The organism is Anabaena sp. WFMT (assembly GCF_051781005.1).
Classification (GTDB): Bacteria; Cyanobacteriota; Cyanobacteriia; order Cyanobacteriales; family Nostocaceae; genus Anabaena.
The window spans coordinates 43,495-63,712 of the sequence record NZ_JBPWOA010000017.1; the positions used below are offsets into that span (position 1 = coordinate 43,495).

The 20,218-nt window shown below is 40.3% G+C and carries 16 protein-coding genes and 1 pseudogene; 7 read left to right on the forward strand and 10 right to left on the reverse strand.

Going from position 1 to position 20,218, the window contains the following annotated elements:
• Positions 1 to 85 precede the first annotated feature (85 nt).
• Together ACSQ6I_RS09010 and ACSQ6I_RS09015 are read left to right on the forward strand one after the other, a co-directional pair.
• Positions 86 to 1,840, forward strand: a complete 1,755-nt coding sequence (locus tag ACSQ6I_RS09010) for a DUF3685 domain-containing protein (RefSeq protein ID WP_438890019.1) — start codon at positions 86 to 88, stop codon at positions 1,838 to 1,840.
• Positions 1,841 to 1,842: 2 nt separating this feature from the next.
• Entirely contained in the window at positions 1,843 to 2,565 is a 723-nt protein-coding gene (locus tag ACSQ6I_RS09015) for a diacylglycerol/polyprenol kinase family protein (RefSeq protein ID WP_438890020.1), read from the forward strand.
• Positions 2,566 to 2,943: 378 nt separating this feature from the next.
• Here the strand turns inward: ACSQ6I_RS09015 and ACSQ6I_RS09020 are convergent, their stop codons facing one another.
• From ACSQ6I_RS09020 to ACSQ6I_RS09030, 3 genes are read right to left on the reverse strand one after another with little or no spacing between them, the layout of a single operon-like run.
• Positions 2,944 to 4,443 carry a dihydrolipoyl dehydrogenase family protein gene (locus ACSQ6I_RS09020; RefSeq protein WP_438890021.1) on the reverse strand — a complete coding sequence of 500 codons (1,500 nt, stop codon included), beginning with the start codon at positions 4,441 to 4,443 and terminating at the stop codon, positions 2,944 to 2,946.
• A gap of 51 nt (positions 4,444 to 4,494) precedes the next feature.
• Positions 4,495 to 5,592 carry a threonine-phosphate decarboxylase CobD gene (gene cobD, locus ACSQ6I_RS09025; RefSeq protein WP_438890022.1) on the reverse strand — a complete coding sequence of 366 codons (1,098 nt, stop codon included), beginning with the start codon at positions 5,590 to 5,592 and terminating at the stop codon, positions 4,495 to 4,497.
• A gap of 26 nt (positions 5,593 to 5,618) precedes the next feature.
• Positions 5,619 to 5,903 (reverse strand): HU family DNA-binding protein, encoded by a 285-nt coding sequence (locus ACSQ6I_RS09030; RefSeq protein WP_015214180.1) that lies wholly within the window; start codon positions 5,901 to 5,903, stop codon positions 5,619 to 5,621.
• A 461-nt stretch (positions 5,904 to 6,364) separates the two neighbouring features.
• On the opposite strand from ACSQ6I_RS09030, the pseudogene ACSQ6I_RS09035 reads away from it, so the two are divergent.
• Positions 6,365 to 6,696 (forward strand): annotated as a pseudogene (locus ACSQ6I_RS09035) (XisI protein).
• Between the two features lie 49 nt (positions 6,697 to 6,745).
• On the opposite strand, the gene ACSQ6I_RS09040 reads toward ACSQ6I_RS09035, so the two are convergent.
• From ACSQ6I_RS09040 to pilM, 4 genes are all read right to left on the reverse strand, one after another.
• Positions 6,746 to 9,058 carry an AMIN domain-containing protein gene (locus tag ACSQ6I_RS09040; protein ID WP_438890023.1) on the reverse strand — a complete coding sequence of 771 codons (2,313 nt, stop codon included), beginning with the start codon at positions 9,056 to 9,058 and terminating at the stop codon, positions 6,746 to 6,748.
• A gap of 123 nt (positions 9,059 to 9,181) precedes the next feature.
• A complete protein-coding gene (locus ACSQ6I_RS09045) occupies positions 9,182 to 9,955 on the reverse strand; it encodes a pilus assembly protein PilO (RefSeq protein ID WP_438890024.1) in 774 nt (257 codons plus the stop codon).
• Positions 9,952 to 10,728: a PilN domain-containing protein gene (locus ACSQ6I_RS09050; RefSeq protein WP_438890025.1), complete on the reverse strand. Its 777-nt coding sequence runs from the start codon at positions 10,726 to 10,728 to the stop codon at positions 9,952 to 9,954. Before ACSQ6I_RS09050 ends, ACSQ6I_RS09045 begins: the two co-directional genes overlap by 4 nt.
• Positions 10,729 to 10,732: 4 nt before the next feature.
• On the reverse strand, positions 10,733 to 11,848 hold the full coding sequence (pilM, locus tag ACSQ6I_RS09055; RefSeq protein ID WP_438890026.1) for a type IV pilus assembly protein PilM: 1,116 nt from the start codon (positions 11,846 to 11,848) through the stop codon (positions 10,733 to 10,735).
• A gap of 140 nt (positions 11,849 to 11,988) precedes the next feature.
• Here pilM and ACSQ6I_RS09060 point away from each other — a divergent pair, with 140 nt between their 5' ends.
• On the forward strand, positions 11,989 to 13,287 hold the full coding sequence (locus ACSQ6I_RS09060) for an ABC transporter substrate-binding protein (RefSeq protein ID WP_438890027.1): 1,299 nt from the start codon (positions 11,989 to 11,991) through the stop codon (positions 13,285 to 13,287).
• Between the two features lie 28 nt (positions 13,288 to 13,315).
• Here ACSQ6I_RS09060 and ACSQ6I_RS09065 read toward each other — a convergent pair whose 3' ends face one another.
• The 3 genes from ACSQ6I_RS09065 to ACSQ6I_RS09075 all read right to left on the reverse strand — a co-directional run bounded on the left by ACSQ6I_RS09065 (position 13,316) and on the right by ACSQ6I_RS09075 (position 15,633).
• Complete coding sequence (locus ACSQ6I_RS09065) at positions 13,316 to 14,623, reverse strand: bifunctional folylpolyglutamate synthase/dihydrofolate synthase (protein ID WP_438890028.1); 1,308 nt, start codon at positions 14,621 to 14,623, stop codon at positions 13,316 to 13,318.
• A 128-nt stretch (positions 14,624 to 14,751) separates the two neighbouring features.
• Entirely contained in the window at positions 14,752 to 14,877 is a 126-nt protein-coding gene (locus ACSQ6I_RS09070; protein ID WP_015214189.1) for a photosystem II protein Y, read from the reverse strand.
• A 234-nt stretch (positions 14,878 to 15,111) separates the two neighbouring features.
• On the reverse strand, positions 15,112 to 15,633 hold the full coding sequence (locus ACSQ6I_RS09075) for a gamma carbonic anhydrase family protein (protein WP_015214190.1): 522 nt from the start codon (positions 15,631 to 15,633) through the stop codon (positions 15,112 to 15,114).
• A 349-nt stretch (positions 15,634 to 15,982) separates the two neighbouring features.
• Here ACSQ6I_RS09075 and ACSQ6I_RS09080 point away from each other — a divergent pair, with 349 nt between their 5' ends.
• The 3 genes from ACSQ6I_RS09080 to ACSQ6I_RS09090 all read left to right on the forward strand — a co-directional run bounded on the left by ACSQ6I_RS09080 (position 15,983) and on the right by ACSQ6I_RS09090 (position 20,122).
• Positions 15,983 to 16,495, forward strand: a complete 513-nt coding sequence (locus tag ACSQ6I_RS09080; RefSeq protein ID WP_438890029.1) for a TIGR02652 family protein — start codon at positions 15,983 to 15,985, stop codon at positions 16,493 to 16,495.
• A gap of 182 nt (positions 16,496 to 16,677) precedes the next feature.
• Entirely contained in the window at positions 16,678 to 17,106 is a 429-nt protein-coding gene (locus ACSQ6I_RS09085; RefSeq protein ID WP_438890030.1) for a VOC family protein, read from the forward strand.
• A gap of 214 nt (positions 17,107 to 17,320) precedes the next feature.
• On the forward strand, positions 17,321 to 20,122 hold the full coding sequence (locus tag ACSQ6I_RS09090) for a M16 family metallopeptidase (RefSeq protein ID WP_438890031.1): 2,802 nt from the start codon (positions 17,321 to 17,323) through the stop codon (positions 20,120 to 20,122).
• Positions 20,123 to 20,218 lie beyond the last annotated feature (96 nt).

Here is a 20,218-nt window from a genome sequence, read left to right on the forward strand (position 1 = left end):
TTGTTGCCTATTACCTACTGCCTATTGCCTTTTTCTGCTGACAACTGATGTCTGGGAATAAAGTCTACGTGTATTTGATCTGACTATGAGCGATCGCCCTTTAAGATTATTGTTAATTGACCCAGATCCCATATTTCGTCTAGGATTAAGGGTAGCTCTAGAAACAATTTCCCCCCTACAAATAATAGCAGATGTTCCCACAGATACCGCAGCCTTGCAAGTTTTAGCGGAAATTGCTGCTCTAGACCCCAGCCAAGTAGATTTAATAGTTTTAGAGTTAGGTAATGGAAGTTCTACCGACTCTCAGCAGATGGGTTTGCAATTTTGTAGACAACTCAAAGCTTTATATCCCCATATACCTATTTTGCTTCTGAGTTCTATTTCTACACCAGAACTGCTCTTAGCTGCCAAAAATACTGGTATAAAGGGGTATTGTCACAAAGGTATATCCATTGCTGAATTAGTTCCCATCATCCAAGAAATAGCAAACGGTGGTTACTATTGGTCAGCAAGAACAGAAATAAAAGATTTTCCATCACCTCATTTACCTTTAGCTAGGCTGCGGAATAATGTCCGTTTATCAGGAATTAGCTACATTAATACTACTCTTACCGCAGTTACAGCACAACTGAAAATACCTGGACTACCAATATTAGATAAAGCTATTCTCGCTGGACATCGCCGAGAACTATTAGCTGCTCGCTGGCTGGTTAATAAATTATTATCTGCACCGCAAGAAAGGCAAACAATACAAGCACCTCAACCACCACCAATTCCATTTCTGAGTAGTGCTATTAGCAAACCAGAATCACAACAAATGCAAACTTTTGTACCACCTTTACTGAGTCCAAAAGCACTACAATCTACATTATTTGCATCTTGTATTAATAAACTTCAGTTTTCTTTACAAAATATCACAGATATACCTTTAGAAATTGATATTTTTCGGGAAGATAAAAAGAGAGAATTACTTTATCTCATCTTACAAAAAGTATCGCAACAGTTAGACGAGCTAAATAATTCACAAGTAAAAATTAAGCAATTCCCTGATTTAAAGAATAAGATATTAAATAATTTATGGCAATCAGCAGTTACTGATTTTTATGGTAAATATTCACAAATACGTGTAGGCGATACAAATATAGAGATAGTCAGTTTTTTATTGAATAATGCAGCAGGTGTAGAAACTGAAATTCTGAATAAAATTCCCTTGGTTGAAGAGTTGTTTTCTTATCTACTATGGCAAACTGATTTGTATGTCGATAACACATCTTATACAGCAGGCAGTGAACAAGCAAATTCCCAAGCATCAATAATTTTAGAGAATTTATTAATTCAGATTGCTAATGGTGTAGTCCAACCATTGCTAAATTTTTTAGCCGATGTAGAAACAATTAAACAAAATTTTTATGATCGTCAATTGATTTCCACACGAGAAATTGAACGCTTTAGAAACAATTTATCTTGGAAATATAGATTAAACAATTATGTAAATGAGCCACAAGCAATATTTGAAAGTCGTTATGAACTATTCATATTTGCACATCGTGGCATTGCTAAAATATCAACTTATGCACCTCGTAATCAAGAGTTAGAAAAGCTTTCTGGTATTCCCTTAGTAATGACATTGTTGCTAGAATTTCGTGATGCGATCGCACCTAGAATACAATCTATAGTCAGCTTTGCAGGTAGTGGTATTGTGTTTATACTCACCAAAATAGTTGGTCGTGGTTTAGGTTTAATTGGACGTGGTATTCTCCAAGGTGTAGGTAGCGTTTCCTTAACAGAAAAAAGTCTCAAGCGTAATAGTGAAAAACAAAATAACAACTCAAAATTCTAATAATGAATCATGAATTGATCACTAACCAAGACTTAATAGGATTATTTACTTCCTATATCTACGCCATTAGTCTGCTTCTCTTTGGGGAAGGATTACATAGATTTTTTGGTGTCAAACAGGATATCACCCGCAAAATCATTCATATCGGTGGAGGAATGTGGGTTTTTGCTATTTTACTTTTATTCAAAAACTGGCAAATAGGAATTATTCCCTTTGCTACTTTTATCGGTATCAATTATCTTTTGTACCGTTACCGATTCATTAGTGCAATGGATAGAGAAGATAGTTCACCAGGTACTGTATATTTTGCCATTTCTATTACCTTGCTATTTGCCTTACTATGGCGACCAAATGGCCTCATTGATAACGTTCCCATTGCTGTAGCTGGGGCGATGTCTATGACTTGGGGAGATGCACTAGCAGCGTTAATTGGTAGGCGTTTTGGAAAACATCAGTACCAAGTAGGAAATTCTATCCGTTCTTGGGAAGGTTCAGCAGTAATGTTTTTGGTGAGTACAACTGTAATATTTTTGGTACTGCGGCTACTCCCTGGTTCATTATTTAGCCCTTTAGCAACTCTGGTAAGTATAAATAGGGCAATTTTAGCGGCTATTCTTAGTGGTGCTTGTGCCACCTTAGTAGAAGGAATTTCCCCTAGTGGTACTGATAACTTGAGTGTGCCTTTAGTAGTAGCAGGTGTAGTATGGGTGATGTTGCAAGTGTAAACTATGCGATTTATTGAAATTGGCTCATACTAATTTTATGTGAGGCTGCACATCATCCTGAAATCCCTTGATTAATCGCTATTTATCTGTGTTCATCTGCGTCCATCTGCGTTCAATTATTCTTCTCGCACTATTTAGGGCTTGCTGAATAAACCAAAAACCTAGATATATCAACAGTTTCAGGCTGAAAAAAGTAGGAGAAGGTGCAAGAAATAAGCGATGAAATCATCAAAAACTGTTCATTTACCCAGATTTGAGAATATTCTGATCTACTTCTAATTCTTCCTCCTGACTCCTGACTCCTGACTTCTGACTCCTAGCTCTAACGGAAAGACTTTTTCAGCAAGCCCTATTTACAAATTATTTTGAATTTACACGTTAAAAATTCCAATCACGACGAAAATGAAAGAAACTTTGTAAAAATTCTTGTAAAGTATGGTTTTTATTTAACCGTTTCTTACCCCATTGTTGTGCCGTTTCTACCAAAATTTCTGAGAAACTTGGATAAAAAGGCGCTAAATTTCCTAAATGCTTAACTTTGATATTTTGTGACATTGCCAAAGCAATTAAATTAATTAACTCTCCTGCTTCTTCTCCTAATATAGAAGCACCTAAAATTTCCCCATTTTCGCGGACAACTAATTTACAAATACCTGTAATTTCTCCCCGGATTTGGGCGGCTGTTAATGTTTTAAAATATTGCTTAAAAACTAAAACCTGATTTCGACCATATTGGCGTTGAGCTTGCACTTGTGTTAAACCTATTTGTGCTACCATTGGGTGCGAAGATATTACCCAAGGAATACAACGATAATTAACTGAGTTTCTAGGAAAAAATAGAGCATTCTTCAGAGCAAGGTTAGCTTCATAATTGGCGATGTTGGCAATATCATAACCACCGATAACATCACCGCAAGCGAAAATGCGTGGGTTAGTAGTTTGTAATTTTTGATTGACGATTAAACGGCGTTGATTCCATTTCACACCTACTGCTGCTAAATTAAGAGATTCTAAATTTGGCTGTTGTCCAGTTGCGACTAAAATTTCATCAGTTTCAATGGCTTTATCTCCTGCCTGAATCCATTTTTTATCTTCAATTTGCCGCACTTGAGTTACTACTGTTTCGGTGAGGACGCGTACTCCATCACTTTCTAATTTTGCTATCAATAATTGGGCTATTTCTGGGTCGAGAATAGAAAAAATATAGGGATGATTTAGTATCAGTGTAGTGCTGCAACCCAACCTTTTTAAGGTTTGGGCAATTTCAATGCTTTGGGGTAAACCACCAAGAATTACCCAATTTTTTGGTGGGTTTGGTTTTTCTAATGATTGCCAAATATTAGCTAAGGTTAGATAACCAGTAGTTTGCAATCCTTCAATGTTGGGAATTGTTGGATGTGAGCCACAAGCGAGTAAATAGGTACGAGCGCGTAACATTCGCTCATTAACTGCAAAACTTAGTTGGGGAGAAGATTGAAATTGACCATTACCAAGGATAACATCGACTCCTTGGGCGGCTAAATTAGTCAGAGAATTGATTTGTGTGAGGTTTGCTGCGATCGCATGGGCATATAATATTGTTTCTTTACAAGCTTTGGTGTAGTTGGTCGGAGACATCCCTATCTGTAATTTTTTCGCTAGTACTGCAGTACCGTTCGTGCGGTCTGAGTAAATATCTGGTGTTGTATTTACCTGTGAGTCAAGAATGCCAAGATTCGCCGCTTTACCCAATTCGCTAAGTGCGTAATGATAATTTAACTCATAGTTGATTTGAGGCTGTATCAAGGCAACTTTGGCGTGTAGTTGGGTTGCAGCTAAAGCAGCTTTGTATCCAGCAATAGTACCGCCAATAATTACGAGATCATAATCAATATTCATAGGGAACAGGGAATAGGGATTTTAGAATTGATTTCTCTACAAACTCGGTACTCAGTACTCGTTACTCAGTACTGATTGAAGGGCTGTTAGTAAGCGTTGGTTATCAGCGTCAGAACGGATAGATACGCGGAAATAGCGATCGCCTAATTCTTTAAAACTAAGACAATCACGAATTAAAATCTGGTACTGCTGGAGTAATTTTTTTTGTAACTGGGAGGTAGATTGTTGAGACTCCACCAATAAATAGTTAACAGCACCTTCTAGGGGTTGTAATCCGGGAATTGAGGCTATACCTTGAAAGAGTTGATTTCGTGCCTGTGGCAGCCATTTCCAGGTGTGTTGTTGAAATTCTGTATCTTGGAGTGCGGCGATCGCAGCAGCTGCGGCTAAGGTGTTGACAGGCCAGGGATCTCGCCATGATTGCCATTTAGCGAGACGGTGAGGGTGAGCGATCGCATAACCTAACCTGAGTCCAGGCAAACTATAAAATTTTGTGAGCGATCGTAATATCACTAAATTTTCATATTCCTGCACCAAACCAATCAGGCTTTGTTCCTCATCAGGAGGCAGAAAATCCATAAATGCCTCATCCACCACCACCAAAGCAAACTCTTCCAGGTAAGGCAAAATAGAAGCCCGTGAAAATAGCTCACCTGTTGGATTGTGGGGGTTATTCAGCAGTAAACCGCAATCAGTGCTGAGTGAATTTGGTAACTTAGCATGGGCTAAACGCCCTGCCACCGCTAACGGCACTCGTTGCTCAGAACTGATTAGGGGAAACTCCAGAACTTTAGCGTTATAAGCCGCTAGAGTGCGGTAATAATCGCCAAAGGCTGGAGTAATTAACATCGTTGCGGATAATTGCGCTAGTTCCCTACCTATTAACGTAAGTAATTCCGCAGAACCGTTACCAGGCAGAATCCACTCAGAAGGCACTTGATGGAAATGACCCAGAGCTAGTCTCAATTCACTATATTCTGGGTCTGGATAGTGCCTCAGATTACCTAGTTGGGACACAATCGCAGCAATAACGCTGTCTGGTGGTCCCAACGGGCTAATACTGGCAGAAAAATCCACAATAGCATCAGGGGAACAGCCAGCCAGTGCTGCTGCCCAAGCTAAATTTCCCCCGTGTGCTTGTTGTGGCATAAAAAAAAGATTTCCTAGAACAGAACCTACTCTTTTGGGGGTGCTACTCTTTCTCTAAACATCTTCCCAGCGGAGAAAGCAGGAACCTTGGTAGCAGGGATTTCCATTTTCTCATTGGTTTTAGGGTTACGACCTTCACGAGCTTTGCGTTCCCGTGATTCAAAAGACCCAAATCCTACCAAAGTTACCTTATCACCAGAGGAAACAGCCTCAATAATTGTTTCCAAAGCGGCGCTTAAAACAGCATCCGCTTGTTTTTTGGTAACACTTGCCTTTTCAGCCACTGCATCAACTAATTCGCCCTTGTTCATATCAAACTCCTTAATGTTTACTGAGATTTTTTCCAGATGTAATTTGTCCCATCTTTACGGAAATCTCTGTTTGCAGAATTACAAAAATCGTCCCTTAAGAGTATTTACACTCAAAACCGCTGTAAATCCGATTGGCTCGACTTTTCAATGAATCATTCTAAGGCGTTGTAGCCAGAAGTGAACAGATGAAAGCATTAATTTATATAGATTTCAGGATTTTTTGTGTTTTTTGGGTCATTGTTGCACTCAAAACACCCAATTTTTAAGCATAAATACTTACTTGGGACTGGATTTAGGGGACTGGGAATAAAAGTTATTTTTTTCCTTAGAGTTAAAATGGTACTAACGTTTTGAGGTTAAGAGTCAGGAAATTTTACATGGAGAAGGATCGCTTTCACAATAATTGCGAGAAATCGAATTAACCTACTCGTTTATGAGCCAAAAGAGGAGAGAATTGTTCAATGGCAGTAGAAGAGTATCGTCAAATAATTCAGAATTTAATTCTAGAAAGAGTGAAAAAGCGATTTTCGCCAGAAGAAATTGAAGCACAAGCGGTTATAGATACCCAACACGACCACTATCTTCTACTTCATAGCGGTTGGTGTGGGAATAATCGCACTCATGGCTGTAGTATACACATTGATATCAAAGACGGCAAAATTTGGATACAGCATGATGGCACTGAAGTAAGAATTGCTACACTACTACTTGAATAAGGTGTACCTAAAGAAGATATAGTGTTAGATTCCACTCTCCTAATATGCGTGAATTTACAGAATTTGCTCCACATTAATATTATCTGCGATACCCAACTTTTTGTATAAGCCGGGTATCTGCACAGCCTATTGTCTGCCAGGAACCTGCAAACCACGACGTTCCAGGACTTGCCGTACCTGTGGACTAGGAGTGTAGTTATAACCGTAACTAGAACGCTCAGAGTCATCCATCACCTGCGGGGTGAGCAAAACAATTACCTCTCTGCGTTCATTGGTTCTGTTTGTTCTTCTAAACAGTGAACCAATCAGGGGAATATCACCTAAGATAGGAACCTTGCTGATACTTGTCCGATCTTGGTCTTGAATAATACCGGAAAGAATTAGCGTTTGTCCGTCTCGCAGACGAATTGTGCCAGAATTTAGAGAGCGTTCAGATACTAAAAATATTGTTTGAGAGCCTGTACCAACGTTAATATTTGCTGGTGCTTGGGGTGCTTTAACTACAGGTGCAACCGATAGGGACACAAAACCGTTATCGTCAATGCGATCGACTTTCACCGCTAGGGTTAAACCTACTTCCTCCTTTTTTGCTTCTATCGTTTGTGTAGTAGCACCGTCACCACGAGTAATTTCATTCGTGATGTTTCCTATTACTTCTTGAGTAAGTTTGACATTAGCTGTTGAACCTTCTTGAACAATTAAGGTTGGGTCAGTCAAAATCTTGGCATTGCCGCTTGTAACTTGAGCTTGCAAACTAGCTAGAAGACGTTTGGGAAATTGGTATAATGTTGGTAGCTCGTATGTGATTTCAGTAGGAGTATCTGGTGTTCCTGGGGTAATTTCTGTTATACCTGCTACTCCAGGGTTCGTGCTTACACCAGCGGTGGGACTTCCTGTACTTGGATCTCTGCGATCCAGAAAAATATTTGCACTACCCAGTGGATTGGCTGTAGTAGGCGTATCATTCACAATACTTCTAGCTTCAGTGCTAGTAGGAGGTCTCGAACCACCAAAGTTCAGACTGGCAGCACCGCCATCAACAGAGAAGTAATTATTACCAATCCCAAAAGCAAAACTGGTGTTATACAGTTGGTCTCCTGATAAGTTAACATCAACAATTTTGACATTAACCACCACTTGACGACGGCGGATATCAAGTTGAGTTAATTGAGTTGTTGCCATCTCAACTAGCTTAGGAGAACCAATCAAAGTCACAGCATTTGTGCGCTCGTCTCCTAGTGCTTGTAACCCCCTTAGTAAAGGCGTTGAGTCTGTATAATTAATGCGTTGAGTTTCTACTTTTGTTTCTGTAGTGGTCTGAGTTTGGGTAATGGGAGCAACTCCAGTACCTACAGGCACAGCATTTACACTAGTAACTTGTCGTTCACGACTAACAGCACTTTCTGCACCCATACTAACTAAAAAGTTCAACGCGACTCCCACATTTACCTGATTTAGTCGCAGACTCCGCATCACAATATCACGGGTGGAATTAGGCAGTTTAGTACCGACAAAAATTGTTCTGCCACTACGGTTTGCTTCTAAACCACTCAAGCGCAAAACGTAGTTAAATACATCTTGAACCGGTTCATTTTCTATATCTAGGGAAATAGATTGGCTATTTGCTGTAGCACCTGGCTGACCTCCCGCAGATGGCGCTCCTGCTCCTTCGCTACCGACAAAAGCTAGGTTAAGACCAGCAGCACGAGCCAGCAGTGACAAAACTTCCCTAACTGGTGCATCTCGCAACACTAGACGCGGAACCCGTTCTTGAGTGCCTAAATCAATCACGGTTGGAGAAGTATCAGTATTAGATTGAGTAATATCTCCAACTGGTGGGGCAACTGCTCTAGGTAAAAAAGGAGGAGCTTGGTTATAAGGTTGATTAGGACCGGCTGCTTTTGCAGGTTGTCCGTCAATAGATACTTCTGGGTTAGGTACTAGCACCTCTATCTTTTTACCAGGTTCAGATGGAGTTGCTGATGATGATATTTCTGTATTTGGTGTAATGGGTACTGATGCTGTTCCATCTGTGCTGGGTGTAAAGCCAAGAGTTAAACCGTTATTTTGTCGGACTACAGGCTTACCAGTGGGGGCATTATCACTACCTGTCACTGTCACCCGCACACTATTAGCATCTAACTGATTAACCTCAACTGAGACAATTCCCGGTGCAGGATTTTCTTGTCGGAAACTTTTACCCTGAGGTAAACGCAATTGGGTATTAATAATATCTGCGACTAGGGCTTTATCCCTCTTGGTGGTAAAAACCTGAGGCTTGTCACCAGAGGAGGTCTTTAAAATAACACTAATTCCTCCATCAGCAGGATTTAGTTGCACTTCAGTAATTTGAGTTGTCTGAGCCAAAACTGGCTGCGCTGCTAAGATTACACAAGCAGTCACACTTGAAATTAAAGCATTACTATGAACCTGTTTCACAGTTCATTCCTCACATTAAATAGAAACCAGTCTGTATGTCTACTTGTTAACTAACCATCTGGAAGCAACCTTTCGTGCCTTAAATTTGCTTTTATACAAATCAGCACTCAGTAATTTGGATGGTTAGGGTTTAGGTGGAGCCGCTTTTGCTGTTGCTTCTGCGGCTTCTTCTGCTGTTAATGGCATTAATGCCTCTAATTCAAAAGAAGTACCCAGTTTAGCTGGGCCGGTCTGAACTATTTTCTGTTTTCCATCTACAGTTTCTGCTTCTGGTGGCACTAATTTAGAATCATAGTTTTTGACTAGCAATAAAGGCTGTAAACGCTCAATATTACGCATAATTGATTGCGTTTGCTCAAAAGTGCCTTCAATATCAACTTTGATAATGCTGCGTTTGAGTTTATTGTTGACTTTTTCTCCAAGACTGCTATCAGTAACTATTTGTGCTTCTTCTCCAGATGGTACAAACTTTTTGAGTTTGGCTCTGACGTTATTTCCAGCGCCTTGACCATTGCTAGACTCGACCAAGCGATTAGTATCCATCAACAATGTGCCTAAACTTTTTTCATTAGCAAATAACGCTAAAACTTGGATTTGTTGCTGCTTGGCTTGGGCTAACTCTGCTAATACATTGTCAATTTGTTTGGCTTGAAGTCTCTTTTGGTCAACTTGTCCTTGGAGTGTGTTACTTTCAGCTTGTTTCTGCTGATAGGTATCCCAAGCAGGCATAACCATGTTCAGTATCATATAACCAGCCGCAAGAACCCCTATACCTCCAACTAACGCACCAATAATTGGTGGTGTGAAAGTAATACCGAAAGCAACAGGATAGGATGATGGGGCATCATCAAAATTGTTAGCGTGTTGTGAAAAACTTAAATCATCACTCAGTGTCATTTGGTAATGGCTCCTGTTTTTTGAATGCTACGAAGCCTAGTCACTAGTCCGACTGTGCCTTTTTGCTCTAATTCACGAATTAATTCAGATGCTGGTACGTTACTCAGACCAGCTTTAATGGTGTACTTCACCACTTGAATTGGTTTAATTTTCTCCTGACCTTGACCTTCAGGTTGAACAGCACCTGTTTGTGAAGGTGCATCAATTAACTCTGCTGTACTAATTGTGCTGTTTGATGCATCCAAGAACTTAGATTGTCCGAGACTCAATACAAAATCGTTGACATCGTTAAAAGAGCGAGCAAAACCGTTAATTTCTAGGCTGCCAGCGGGATTGCTAGGCGTTTTATCCTGTGCTTGGATCACACCGGCCGTTTGCTTGATATTTTCAATCTGCACATTCGCAGGAATGCGATCGCGCAAATCTTGTAACATGGCAGACCAAGGACGAATTTGATCAAACACAGTCACTAAAGCTTGTGTTTGCACTTTAATATTTGTGGTTTCATCCTGGACTTTCTTAATGTTGGCTATTCTACCGTCTAACTCCTTATTTTCCTGATCTAGTTTTTGGATTGCCTGCGTTAACTCATCTGTTTTGGCTTGTAAAAACAACAAACCACCAAATACCAAAGCTGGGAAACATAAACCCACACCGACTCCCAAATACACTGGCATTAAATCTCCCAGATTAATTGGTTGTCTGACGGGTTTTTCCTTATTGATTTCAACAGGCGATCGGTCTTTAAGAAAGTTAATATCTAGACTGTACACGTTGTTATGCCTCCCGCATTCCTAAACCAAGTACTATCCCCAAACCAGGGCGTTGTACCAATGGATATTTTTCAGCTTCTACTTCCAAAGACAGATCTCTGATTGGATCTATTTGGGTAGTTGGAAAACCTAATCGTTGAGTAAAGAACTCATCTAGCTGTTGGAGTCCTCCTCCTGTACCCGCTAGGAGAATCTGCGCTACTTCTAAACCTTCACTCTGATTGATATAAAAATCTATAGACCGGCGCAATTCATCCGATAATTCTCCCAATACTTTCAACATCGGACCCATACCAGGATTAACACCTGTAGTCCCAGTTCTGCCCAAATCCATAGGATTAGCGGGAATAGTCATACCCATCAACATATCCATATCTCGTGATGTGGGTAAATTCATTGCCCTTGATAAAGCAGCTTGCAATTGATATGTACCTATAGGGACGGTACGCGAAAATTGCGGTACGCCATTGATAATGATGGCAATTTCAGTGCTATCAAACTCAATATCAACTAATACTGCTGCTTCTTGGGGTCCGAATAGCCTTAACTGATCACGAATAGTCCGAATGAGAGCAAAGCTGTTAATTTCTAAAACATCAATCTTTAATCCTGCTTCAGCAAAAGTATTAATATAGGTATTTGTCACTTCCTTGCGAGTGGCTACCAAAAGTACCTGTACTTTTTCAATTCCATCCTCATCTACAAAGTACCCCAGTTTCTGATAATCTACATCAGCTTCCTCTCGTGGATAGGGCAGATACAATGCGGCTTCATGGTTCAGCACCATCTCCCGCAGTTCTTTATCATCCAACTCTGCTGGCACAGGAATGACACGCACAATAGCGTCTCTTCCTGGGATACAAGTGGCAACGCGGGAAGCTTTAATTTTGCTTTCAGCCAATGCCTCCTGGATCAGTTCTGCCATCCTTGGAGAATCGTTAATTTGTCCGTCGCTAATTAACCCCTCTGGTACTGGTATCGTTGTCAATGATTCTAGTTTTAAGCCTTGGCGCTGCTTACGTAACTGAACTATGTTCATTCGTTCTGGTGCAAGCTCAATGCCAATTCCTTTATTAGATTTACCAAGGAGATTACTGAGTTTACTGAAAACGTTCACCACAGTTTTACCCACTAGACTACTAAATGAAAAATTTAAATCTGGTTCCAAGCAAACTTAGTACCAAGTAATCTATATAGCCTATAATCTCGACATTTCTGCATAAGTTTTGCACACCTTTCAAACGTAAAAATATTACCACGATGATTCAATCACAAAAATTCAAACAACTAACTGTTTGGGCGCTGCTGGGCTTACTTACCAGTTGGGTTGTAAGTTGCAGCACAGGTAACTTTGGCGCAAGTACAAAACCAGTTGCTTCAGAAGCAGCAACCATTGAGTTTTGGACGATGCAACTCCAACCCCAATTTACAGACTACTTTCAAAACCTAATTGCGAGCTTTGAATCGCAAAACCCTAGTATCAAAGTAAAATGGGTGGATGTACCTTGGTCAGCGATGGAGAACAAGATTTTAACAGCTGTCTCCGCAAAAACGCCACCTGATGTTGTCAACCTTAATCCAGATTTCGCATCCCAACTTGCAGGACGAAATGCCTGGTTAGATTTAGATGCAAAAGTGTCAAGTGAAGTTCGTTCCTCCTATTTGCCTAATATTTGGCAAGCTAGTACCCTCAATGGCAAGAGTTTTGGGATTCCTTGGTATCTCACCACAAGGTTAACTATTTATAACACTGATTTATTAAAACAAGCAGGTATCGACAAAGCTCCGGCAACTTATGCAGAATTAGCGCAAGCGGCGCAAAAAATTAAAGATAAAACGGGTAAATACGCCTTTTTTGCAACTTTTGTACCCCAAGATTCTGGGGAAGTGTTGGAATCATTTGTCCAAATGGGAGTCACTTTAGTAAATGCTGAGGGTAAAGCAGGTTTTAATTCCCCACAAGGAAAAGCAGCTTTTCAATATTGGGTAGATTTATATAAAAAAGGATTACTACCTAAAGAGTCATTGACACAAGGACATCGTCATGCCGTTGATTTATACCAATCTGGAGAAACAGCACTGTTAGCTTCTGGTCCTGAGTTTCTGAAGACGATATCGAATAATGCACCAAAAATTGCTCAAGCTTCTGCGATCGCACCGCAAATTACTGGTGATACAGGCAAAAAAAATGTAGCTGTTATGAATATAGTCATTCCCCGCGCTACAAAAAATCCAGATGCAGCGGTTAAATTTGCCTTGTTTGTTACTAATGATGAAAATCAACTAGTATTTGCTAAAGCTGCTAATGTCCTACCATCAACTGTCAAAGCACTTGCTAACAGTTATTTTAGGGATGTTCCTGCTAATGCTTCAACTGTAGAAAAGGGGCGTTTTCTCAGCGCTCAACAGATGGAAAAAGCTGAGGTGTTAACCCCGAAAATAAAAGATTTTAAATTCTTGCAAAAAACTATTTACGAAAATTTACAAGCGGCGATGTTAGGGGAAAAAACAGTGGATAAGGCTGTAGATGATGCAGCGCAGCAGTGGGATAATAGGTAATTCGTAATTCGTAATTCGTAATTCGTAATTATGAGTTACCTAGAAAATGACCAATTAGATAGAGGGAACCGCAGAGAACGACTAGGTTATCTGTGGAGGTGAAAGCAGCATCTAAGGCAGAAAATACATCTGGATAGGTGCTGCAATAACTTAATTCTGGGCAAATTTCATGAGCTAAATTTGTTAATTTATCAAGATTTGCTGAATTACTATCTGGAACTGGCACTAAATATAATTTATCTTCTTTTTTGAGTAGTGCTTGAAAAATATCAGCATGATCTTTAGTTGCTAACATTCCCATAACCCAGGTTATGTTCTGGGCATTAAAAGTATCTACATAATTGCGTAAAACCTCTGCTGCGGCTGGGTTATGTGCGCCATCAATTAATAGTTGATAATTTTGATGATCGTTTTTCCAGGTTATCCATTGCATTCGGCCTGGCCATTTAGTTTTTCCCATCCCGTTGACTATGGCTGTTTCCGAAATCTGCCAACCTTTTTGTTGCAATATTTCCAAAGCGGCTAAAGCCAAAGCTGAATTAGTTAATTGAATTTGTCCCTGTAGTGGTAGAGGATATTTTATTGATTCTGGAGTGAGAATTTTTTGATATTCTGCCCAATCTGTTGTTATGGGAAATCCTGGCTGAGGCGTGATAACAGGGCATTGTAATTCTATAGTAGGCGATCGCGTCAGCGTTTCCCCTTGGAACTCAGCGCTGCTGCAAGCAGTTCGCACCACTTTTTGAGCATCTGGTGGCAACGGACCAACTACTACAGGACATCCAGGTTTAATGATACCAGCTTTTTCTCTAGCAATATCGGCAACAGTGGGGCCTAATTGCTGCCAGTGTTCCCGGCTGATGGAAGTAATTATTGTCACCAAGGGCTGAGAACAGACGTTAGTTGCATCCAAACGCCCTCCTAGTCCCACTTCTATAACTGCTATATCAACTTTTTGTTGTGCAAAATATAACCAAGCTGCTGCGGTAATTACTTCAAACTGAGTTGGTGATTCTTCTTCAGAGTCAATAGCAGCTTTGACTTCTAGAATTAATTGAGAAAAATCATCTGTGTCGATTGGTTGTTCATTTATACAAATGCGTTCAGTCCAATCTACTAAATGGGGTGAAGTGTAGCGTCCTGTCCGATAACCAGCTTCAGTAAGTACAGAGGAAAGATAGGCACAAACAGAACCTTTGCCATTAGTGCCAGCAACATGAATTATGGGGACTTGGTGATGAGGATTGCCGAGATTGTCTAATAATTTGACAATGCGCGAAAGTCCCAGATTGACACCAAAGTGTTGAAAGGGTTGGAGTAAGAAATCTATATTCACAGGAACTGAGGATTGGGGGCAAGTCAGTACAAAGCAATGAGTAACAAGTCATGAGTAGAAGAGTCAACCACTCGGTACTCGGTACTCAGTACTTGGTACTCAGCAATTACCCCTTACCCATTACCTAATTATGCTTCTTTGTTCAAGAAGTTTTGTACTTGTCTTAAAGCCGCAGCACCGATGTTAAACACAGCCCAACCAGCAGCAATAGCGATTGGTGCTAAAACGATTACTACACGCATATCCATGTCCATATCTAGAATCCTTCTGTTAAGTAGAAATTAAAGTTTTATCAACAGCTCTCAATTTTTATTTTTAGCCGAAGTGGGGTATTTTTCCAAGCTTAATTGTAAAGAATGATTAAGTTGGTCAGTTGTCATTGCTTAATTCCTGTCAATTACCAATTACCAATTACCAATTACCAATTACCAATTACCAATTACCAATTACCAATTACCAATTACCAATTACCAATTACCAATTACCCTTTACCTAAAACCAATATCTGTGCCTTTACCAGCGTGTACTAGGGCTAATTTGTGGTATTTTTCGGCGTGTTCGATGAGGTCTGCGGCTTCGGTTTCTGTGAGTTGACGCGCTACTTTAGCCGGAATGCCTACTACTAGAGAAAAGGGAGGTATATCTTTGGTGACTACTGCACCAGCGCCAATGATGCTACCTGTACCAACTCTGACTCCACCTAAAATTATTGCCCCAATGCCAATTAAACTCCCACGTTCAATGTGGGCAGAATGTACCACAGCACGATGTCCTACGGTAACATGATCTTCTAAGATTGTCGGACAACCAGGATCACCATGTAGGATGGCTCCATCCTGAATGTTTGTGCATTCGCCAATTTCAATGCGTTCTACATCCCCCCTAACCACTGCTCCATACCAAATGCTTACCCCTGCTGCGATGTTGACTGAGCCGACAACAACGGCATTGGTTGCGATAAAGGCAGCTTGAGAAAAATCGGGAGATGTCCAGTAGGAAACAGTAGACACGATAGAATATTGATATGGTACCCAGGAACACTGGAAAAACTCCAACCTTTGAGGCTGGTTGCACAACCAGGATATCACAGCCGTTTGCTCTGTAGGCTAAGGAAGTCACTAGTACTACTGTGCGGAAGTCGAAAGTCGAAAGTCGAAAGTCAAAAAGCTCATATCATTAGCTTTTGTTTCACTGAGAATTTTAGCTTTATTTCTGCCGTGCGGTACTATTATGAGAAAGACTCTGGCTGCAACCCCTTTGGTTTGCAGTGACGAGCAAGTAACTCAAAGTGGCAGAGCCGAAGCGTAACATCAAACCCACTGGTGCTGGTGAAGACAAAATTATGCTTGTACGCACTTCATGATGAATCCAGGCTTGCAGTACCCAATATTTGGCCCTGAAATACAGTGTCCTCACTGTCGCCAGTCTATTCCCGCGCTGACGCTGACTGATACCTATCTGTGTACGCGTCATGGTGCATTTGAAGCAAATCCAAAAACAGGAGAGTTGGTTCATCTCCAATCTGGTCGTCATTGGCGCAGGTGGGATGGTGAATGGTATCGACAACATACTCATCCTGATGGGATTCGCTTTGAAATTCACGAAGCGTTAGATAAGCTATATACTCAAGGATATAGAGCTACAAGGGTGATTATTGCCCAACGCTATCAGGAGTTAATGAGTGGATATTTGGAACGCAGTAGTCCTTGGCGTTCTGGACAACCAGAAGCTACTCCGGCTCGTTTGTATGGCTTACCAGTAGAGTTTGGTCCTGATCCTGCGGAGGAACCTTGCTGGGAAGTGATTAATTTTGATTTGGACAAGGAGCCTGGTGTGCCTGTGCGTTATCCTTATTTTAGACTGTTTGAGTAGGGCGTAGGGAGTACCGAGTACCGAGTACTGAGTGTGGAGTTCTGAATGATAATAATTAGTAGTTAGTTGCTCTTAGTCATAGGTCTTCATGTACTTGTTTACGAGGAGTATTACTTGGTTCAGGACTCTAATAAGGTAATTTCTATTACTCGTTACTCGTTACTCAGCACTCATTACTGATTATGCATCATGCTTCTATTCGGACTGCGAATATTCATCTGGCGATCGCTTTTTATGAGCAGTTAGGATTTACAGTTGGCGATCGCTTCACTACAGGTTATACTCTAGCTTGCTGGCTGGAAGGATTGGATAGCCGCATTGAATTAATCCAAATTCCCCAGCCCAAACCAGCCCCTGATGCTTTTGCAGATGAGCATTATGTGGGCTATTATCATCTTTCCTTTGATCTAACTGAGATTGCACCAGATTTACACAGTTGGTTGGAAAGTTTAAAATCACGAATAGCTATGGTAAGTGAGTTGCAGCCCCTGCAAATCCTGTTAGAACCAACTCAGCAGCAAATAGGCGATCGCATTTTGGAAGTCGCTTTTATCGCTGATGCTGATGGCTTACCTTTAGAGTTTATTCGGTTTTTGGACAAACTTGGTTAATCTGGTCATCGGTAATGGGTAATCGGTAACGGGGAAGATAGGGGAATATTCTCCTTCTTCCTTAACTACGGATAGCGTAGCTTGGCCTATGACTCCTACGTCGTCACGTAAGCTATAGCCATAATCTTTGTTCTGAAAATTTTCCAGAAAGATTAAACGAAAGATGTATAGGTAAAAAGAATGTAGTCTTATTTACTTATGGCTAAATAAATATATGTTTGTGATTTCTGGATTTTATCGTTATCGTATTCCCCTAATACTGTTCATTTTATCGCTAATTGCCACATTTTCATTAAAGCATACTGTTTCAGATAGCCAAAAATTAGTGAGTGCCAGCTGGGAACATTCTCAGCAAATATTCGTAGACACAAAAACAAATAATCTGACATTGACAAAAAATGTCATGCAGACAGTGCTAAAAAATGGTTTAACTGTATTGACTAAAGAAGTACATAATGCACCAGTTGTAACTGTGCAGATGTGGTATAAAGTTGGTTCAGTTAATGAACCACCGGGAATGAATGGTATTGCTCACCAGTTAGAGCATATGATGTTTAAAGGCACAAAAACCCGTCCTCTGCAATTTGGACAGTTGTTTAGTGCTTTGGGTAGTGATTCCAATGCTTTTACGAGTTACGAACAAACGGCATATTACAATACAGCCGAAAGTGATAAACTCCAAACGCTGCTAGAACTGGAAGCAGACAGGATGCAAAATTTGCTTATTGATAACCAGCAATTAGCTACTGAAAAGCGGGTAGTAATTTCTGAGTTGCAAGGCTATGAAAATAGTCCAAAATACGGTCTTAAGCGTGCTGTCATGAAGTCGGTGTTCCCTAATCATGCTTATGGTTTAGCTACAGGTGGGACTGAAGCCGATGTAGAAAAATTAACGGTTGAGCAGGTGCGAGAATACTATGAGCAATTTTACAATCCTGATAGTGCTACTCTGGTAATAGTCGGAGATTTCCCAACTGCACCAACCCTAGAAGCAGTAAAAAGTATTTTTGGCAAAATTCCCCAAAGTCAAAAATCTCCCCAAATCCCCAAATCTCCGACTCCCCAAATTTCTACTTCTCCAATTTGGTTGCAAGAATCAGGTGTTGAGAAGCTTTTACAAGTAATTTATCCACTTCCAGATTTAAATCACCCAGATGTACCAATTTTAGGGGTGATGGATTATATTTTAACATCGGGAAAAAATTCTTATTTATATGAAGTTTTAGTTAAATCAGGTTTAGCTATTGATGTTTCGGCTCATGTTGCTAGTTTGCGACAGTCAGGATGGTATGATTTGTCGGTTACTGCTGCACCAAATCAGGATTTACAAAAAATTAATGCGGTTTTGAAGAGTTCGCTGGCGAAACTGGCAAAAACTGGCGTAACATCAGAGCAGGTTGAACGGGCAAAAACTCAATTAGCAGCATCTGTAGTTTTAAATAGTCGTGATATCAATAGTCAAGCTATGCAGCTTGCTAATGATCAGCTAATTGGTGCTGATTATCGCTATACAGAACGGTATTTAGAAAATGTCCGCCAGGTAAAGCCGACTGATATTATATCTGTAATCAATAAATATCTCAAACCAGAAGCCCAGGTAGTTGGTTTTTTTGAACCAAACCAAAAAGAAGTGAACAGGGATACTCAATCATCCTCAACAGCAACTTCAGAAAATTTTTCTGCGGGGGTTTCTGTAGCTGCATCTGAGGTGATGAAATATTTACCAAGTACGAACGCTGTTGCTAATAATTCAAACCGAAATTTACCACAAAAGGTAACATTGGCCAATGGTTTGCGGGTGTTACTCTTACCTGATCAAAGTAGTCCAACAGTGAGTTTGAGTGGTTATATCAAAGCTGGTAAGGAATTTGATGCAGATGATAAAGCGGGATTAGCTTCTTTGGTGGCAGATAATTTGATGAATGGGACTACAACCAAGGATACATTGACTATTGCTAAAACTTTAGAGGCACGGGGTGCGAGTTTGAATTTTGCAGCGCAGCGTGAGGGTGTGCGTATTCAGGGTAAGAGTTTAAGGGAAGATTTACCTGTTTTGCTGGAGACGATGACGGATGTTGTCAAAAATAGTACCTTTCCTGTAAATGAGTTAGAAATCAGTCGTCAACAGGCTTTAAATGGGTTAAATGCAGATTTAAATGATGCTGACGAGGTTGCTAATAGGAAATTAATTCAATCTATTTATCCGTATAATCATCCTTTGCATAACTTTCCGACAGAAAAAAGTATACAGAATATTAATAGAGGTGATGTGATCGCTTTTAAACAAAAACATTATCGTCCAGATACTACAGTATTAACATTGGTGGGTGATTTTGATGTAGAGAAAGTGCGATCGCTCTTAGAAACTCAAATGGGTGATTGGCAAGTTAAAGGAAAACCACCAATATTAAAATATCCTACAGTGGTGATGGCAGAAAAGGGGGGAAATTTTAATTCAGTTCTGCCTGGTAAATCCCAAGCTGTGACTTATATGGGTTATACAGGTATTAAACGCCAAGATCCTCGCTTTTATCAAGCTTTAGTGTTGAACCAAATCTTGGGAGGGGATACATTATCTAGTAGACTGGGAGCAGAAGTGCGCGATCGCTTGGGTTTAACTTACGGGATTTATAGTAACTTCCAAGCGGGAAGGAACATCGGTACGTTTTTGATTGAAATGCAAACCAGTCCAGAAGATACTCATAAAGCGATCGCAAGCACCCGCAAACTATTAAAACAACTGCATCAGCAAGGTGTCACCGAACTAGAAGTAGAAACTGCCAAACGCACCCTGATTAGTAACTATAATATTTCCCTAGCAAAACCAGAGGAATTAACAGATAGAATTCTGATGAATGAGGTTTATGGACTAAATGAGATAGAATTGCGTTCTTTTGTCCAAAAAATCCAGAAAGTCAATCTTACTGAAGTTAATCAAGCAGCGCGTGAGTTACTAAATCCTGATAAAATTGTTGTGGTCACCGCTGGCCCGGCAATAATGGCAGAGCATAGATAAGTCACTCAGGGCTAAAGCCCTTAAATAGTTTACAGACATTAAACCCTAAAAACGTTTTTAGGGTCTAATTCCGGGGTTTTCAACTTATATTCTGAT

What these genes read in the sequence shown, in the direction of transcription:
- ACSQ6I_RS09070 (WP_015214189.1), bottom strand. Translation starts at nt 14,877, where the DNA reads ATGGACATGGATATGCGTGTAGTAATCGTTTTAGCACCAATCGCTATT.
- ACSQ6I_RS09085 (WP_438890030.1), top strand. Translation starts at nt 16,678, where the DNA reads ATGCATCATGCTTCTATTCGGACTGCGAATATTCATCTGGCGATCGCT.
- ACSQ6I_RS09090 (WP_438890031.1), top strand. Translation starts at nt 17,321, where the DNA reads ATGTTTGTGATTTCTGGATTTTATCGTTATCGTATTCCCCTAATACTG.
- ACSQ6I_RS09010 (WP_438890019.1), top strand. Translation starts at nt 86, where the DNA reads ATGAGCGATCGCCCTTTAAGATTATTGTTAATTGACCCAGATCCCATA.
- cobD (WP_438890022.1), bottom strand. Translation starts at nt 5,592, where the DNA reads ATGCCACAACAAGCACACGGGGGAAATTTAGCTTGGGCAGCAGCACTG.
- ACSQ6I_RS09080 (WP_438890029.1), top strand. Translation starts at nt 15,983, where the DNA reads ATGATGAATCCAGGCTTGCAGTACCCAATATTTGGCCCTGAAATACAG.
- ACSQ6I_RS09045 (WP_438890024.1), bottom strand. Translation starts at nt 9,955, where the DNA reads ATGACACTGAGTGATGATTTAAGTTTTTCACAACACGCTAACAATTTT.
- ACSQ6I_RS09060 (WP_438890027.1), top strand. Translation starts at nt 11,989, where the DNA reads ATGATTCAATCACAAAAATTCAAACAACTAACTGTTTGGGCGCTGCTG.
- ACSQ6I_RS09015 (WP_438890020.1), top strand. Translation starts at nt 1,843, where the DNA reads ATGAATCATGAATTGATCACTAACCAAGACTTAATAGGATTATTTACT.
- ACSQ6I_RS09030 (WP_015214180.1), bottom strand. Translation starts at nt 5,903, where the DNA reads ATGAACAAGGGCGAATTAGTTGATGCAGTGGCTGAAAAGGCAAGTGTT.
- ACSQ6I_RS09020 (WP_438890021.1), bottom strand. Translation starts at nt 4,443, where the DNA reads ATGAATATTGATTATGATCTCGTAATTATTGGCGGTACTATTGCTGGA.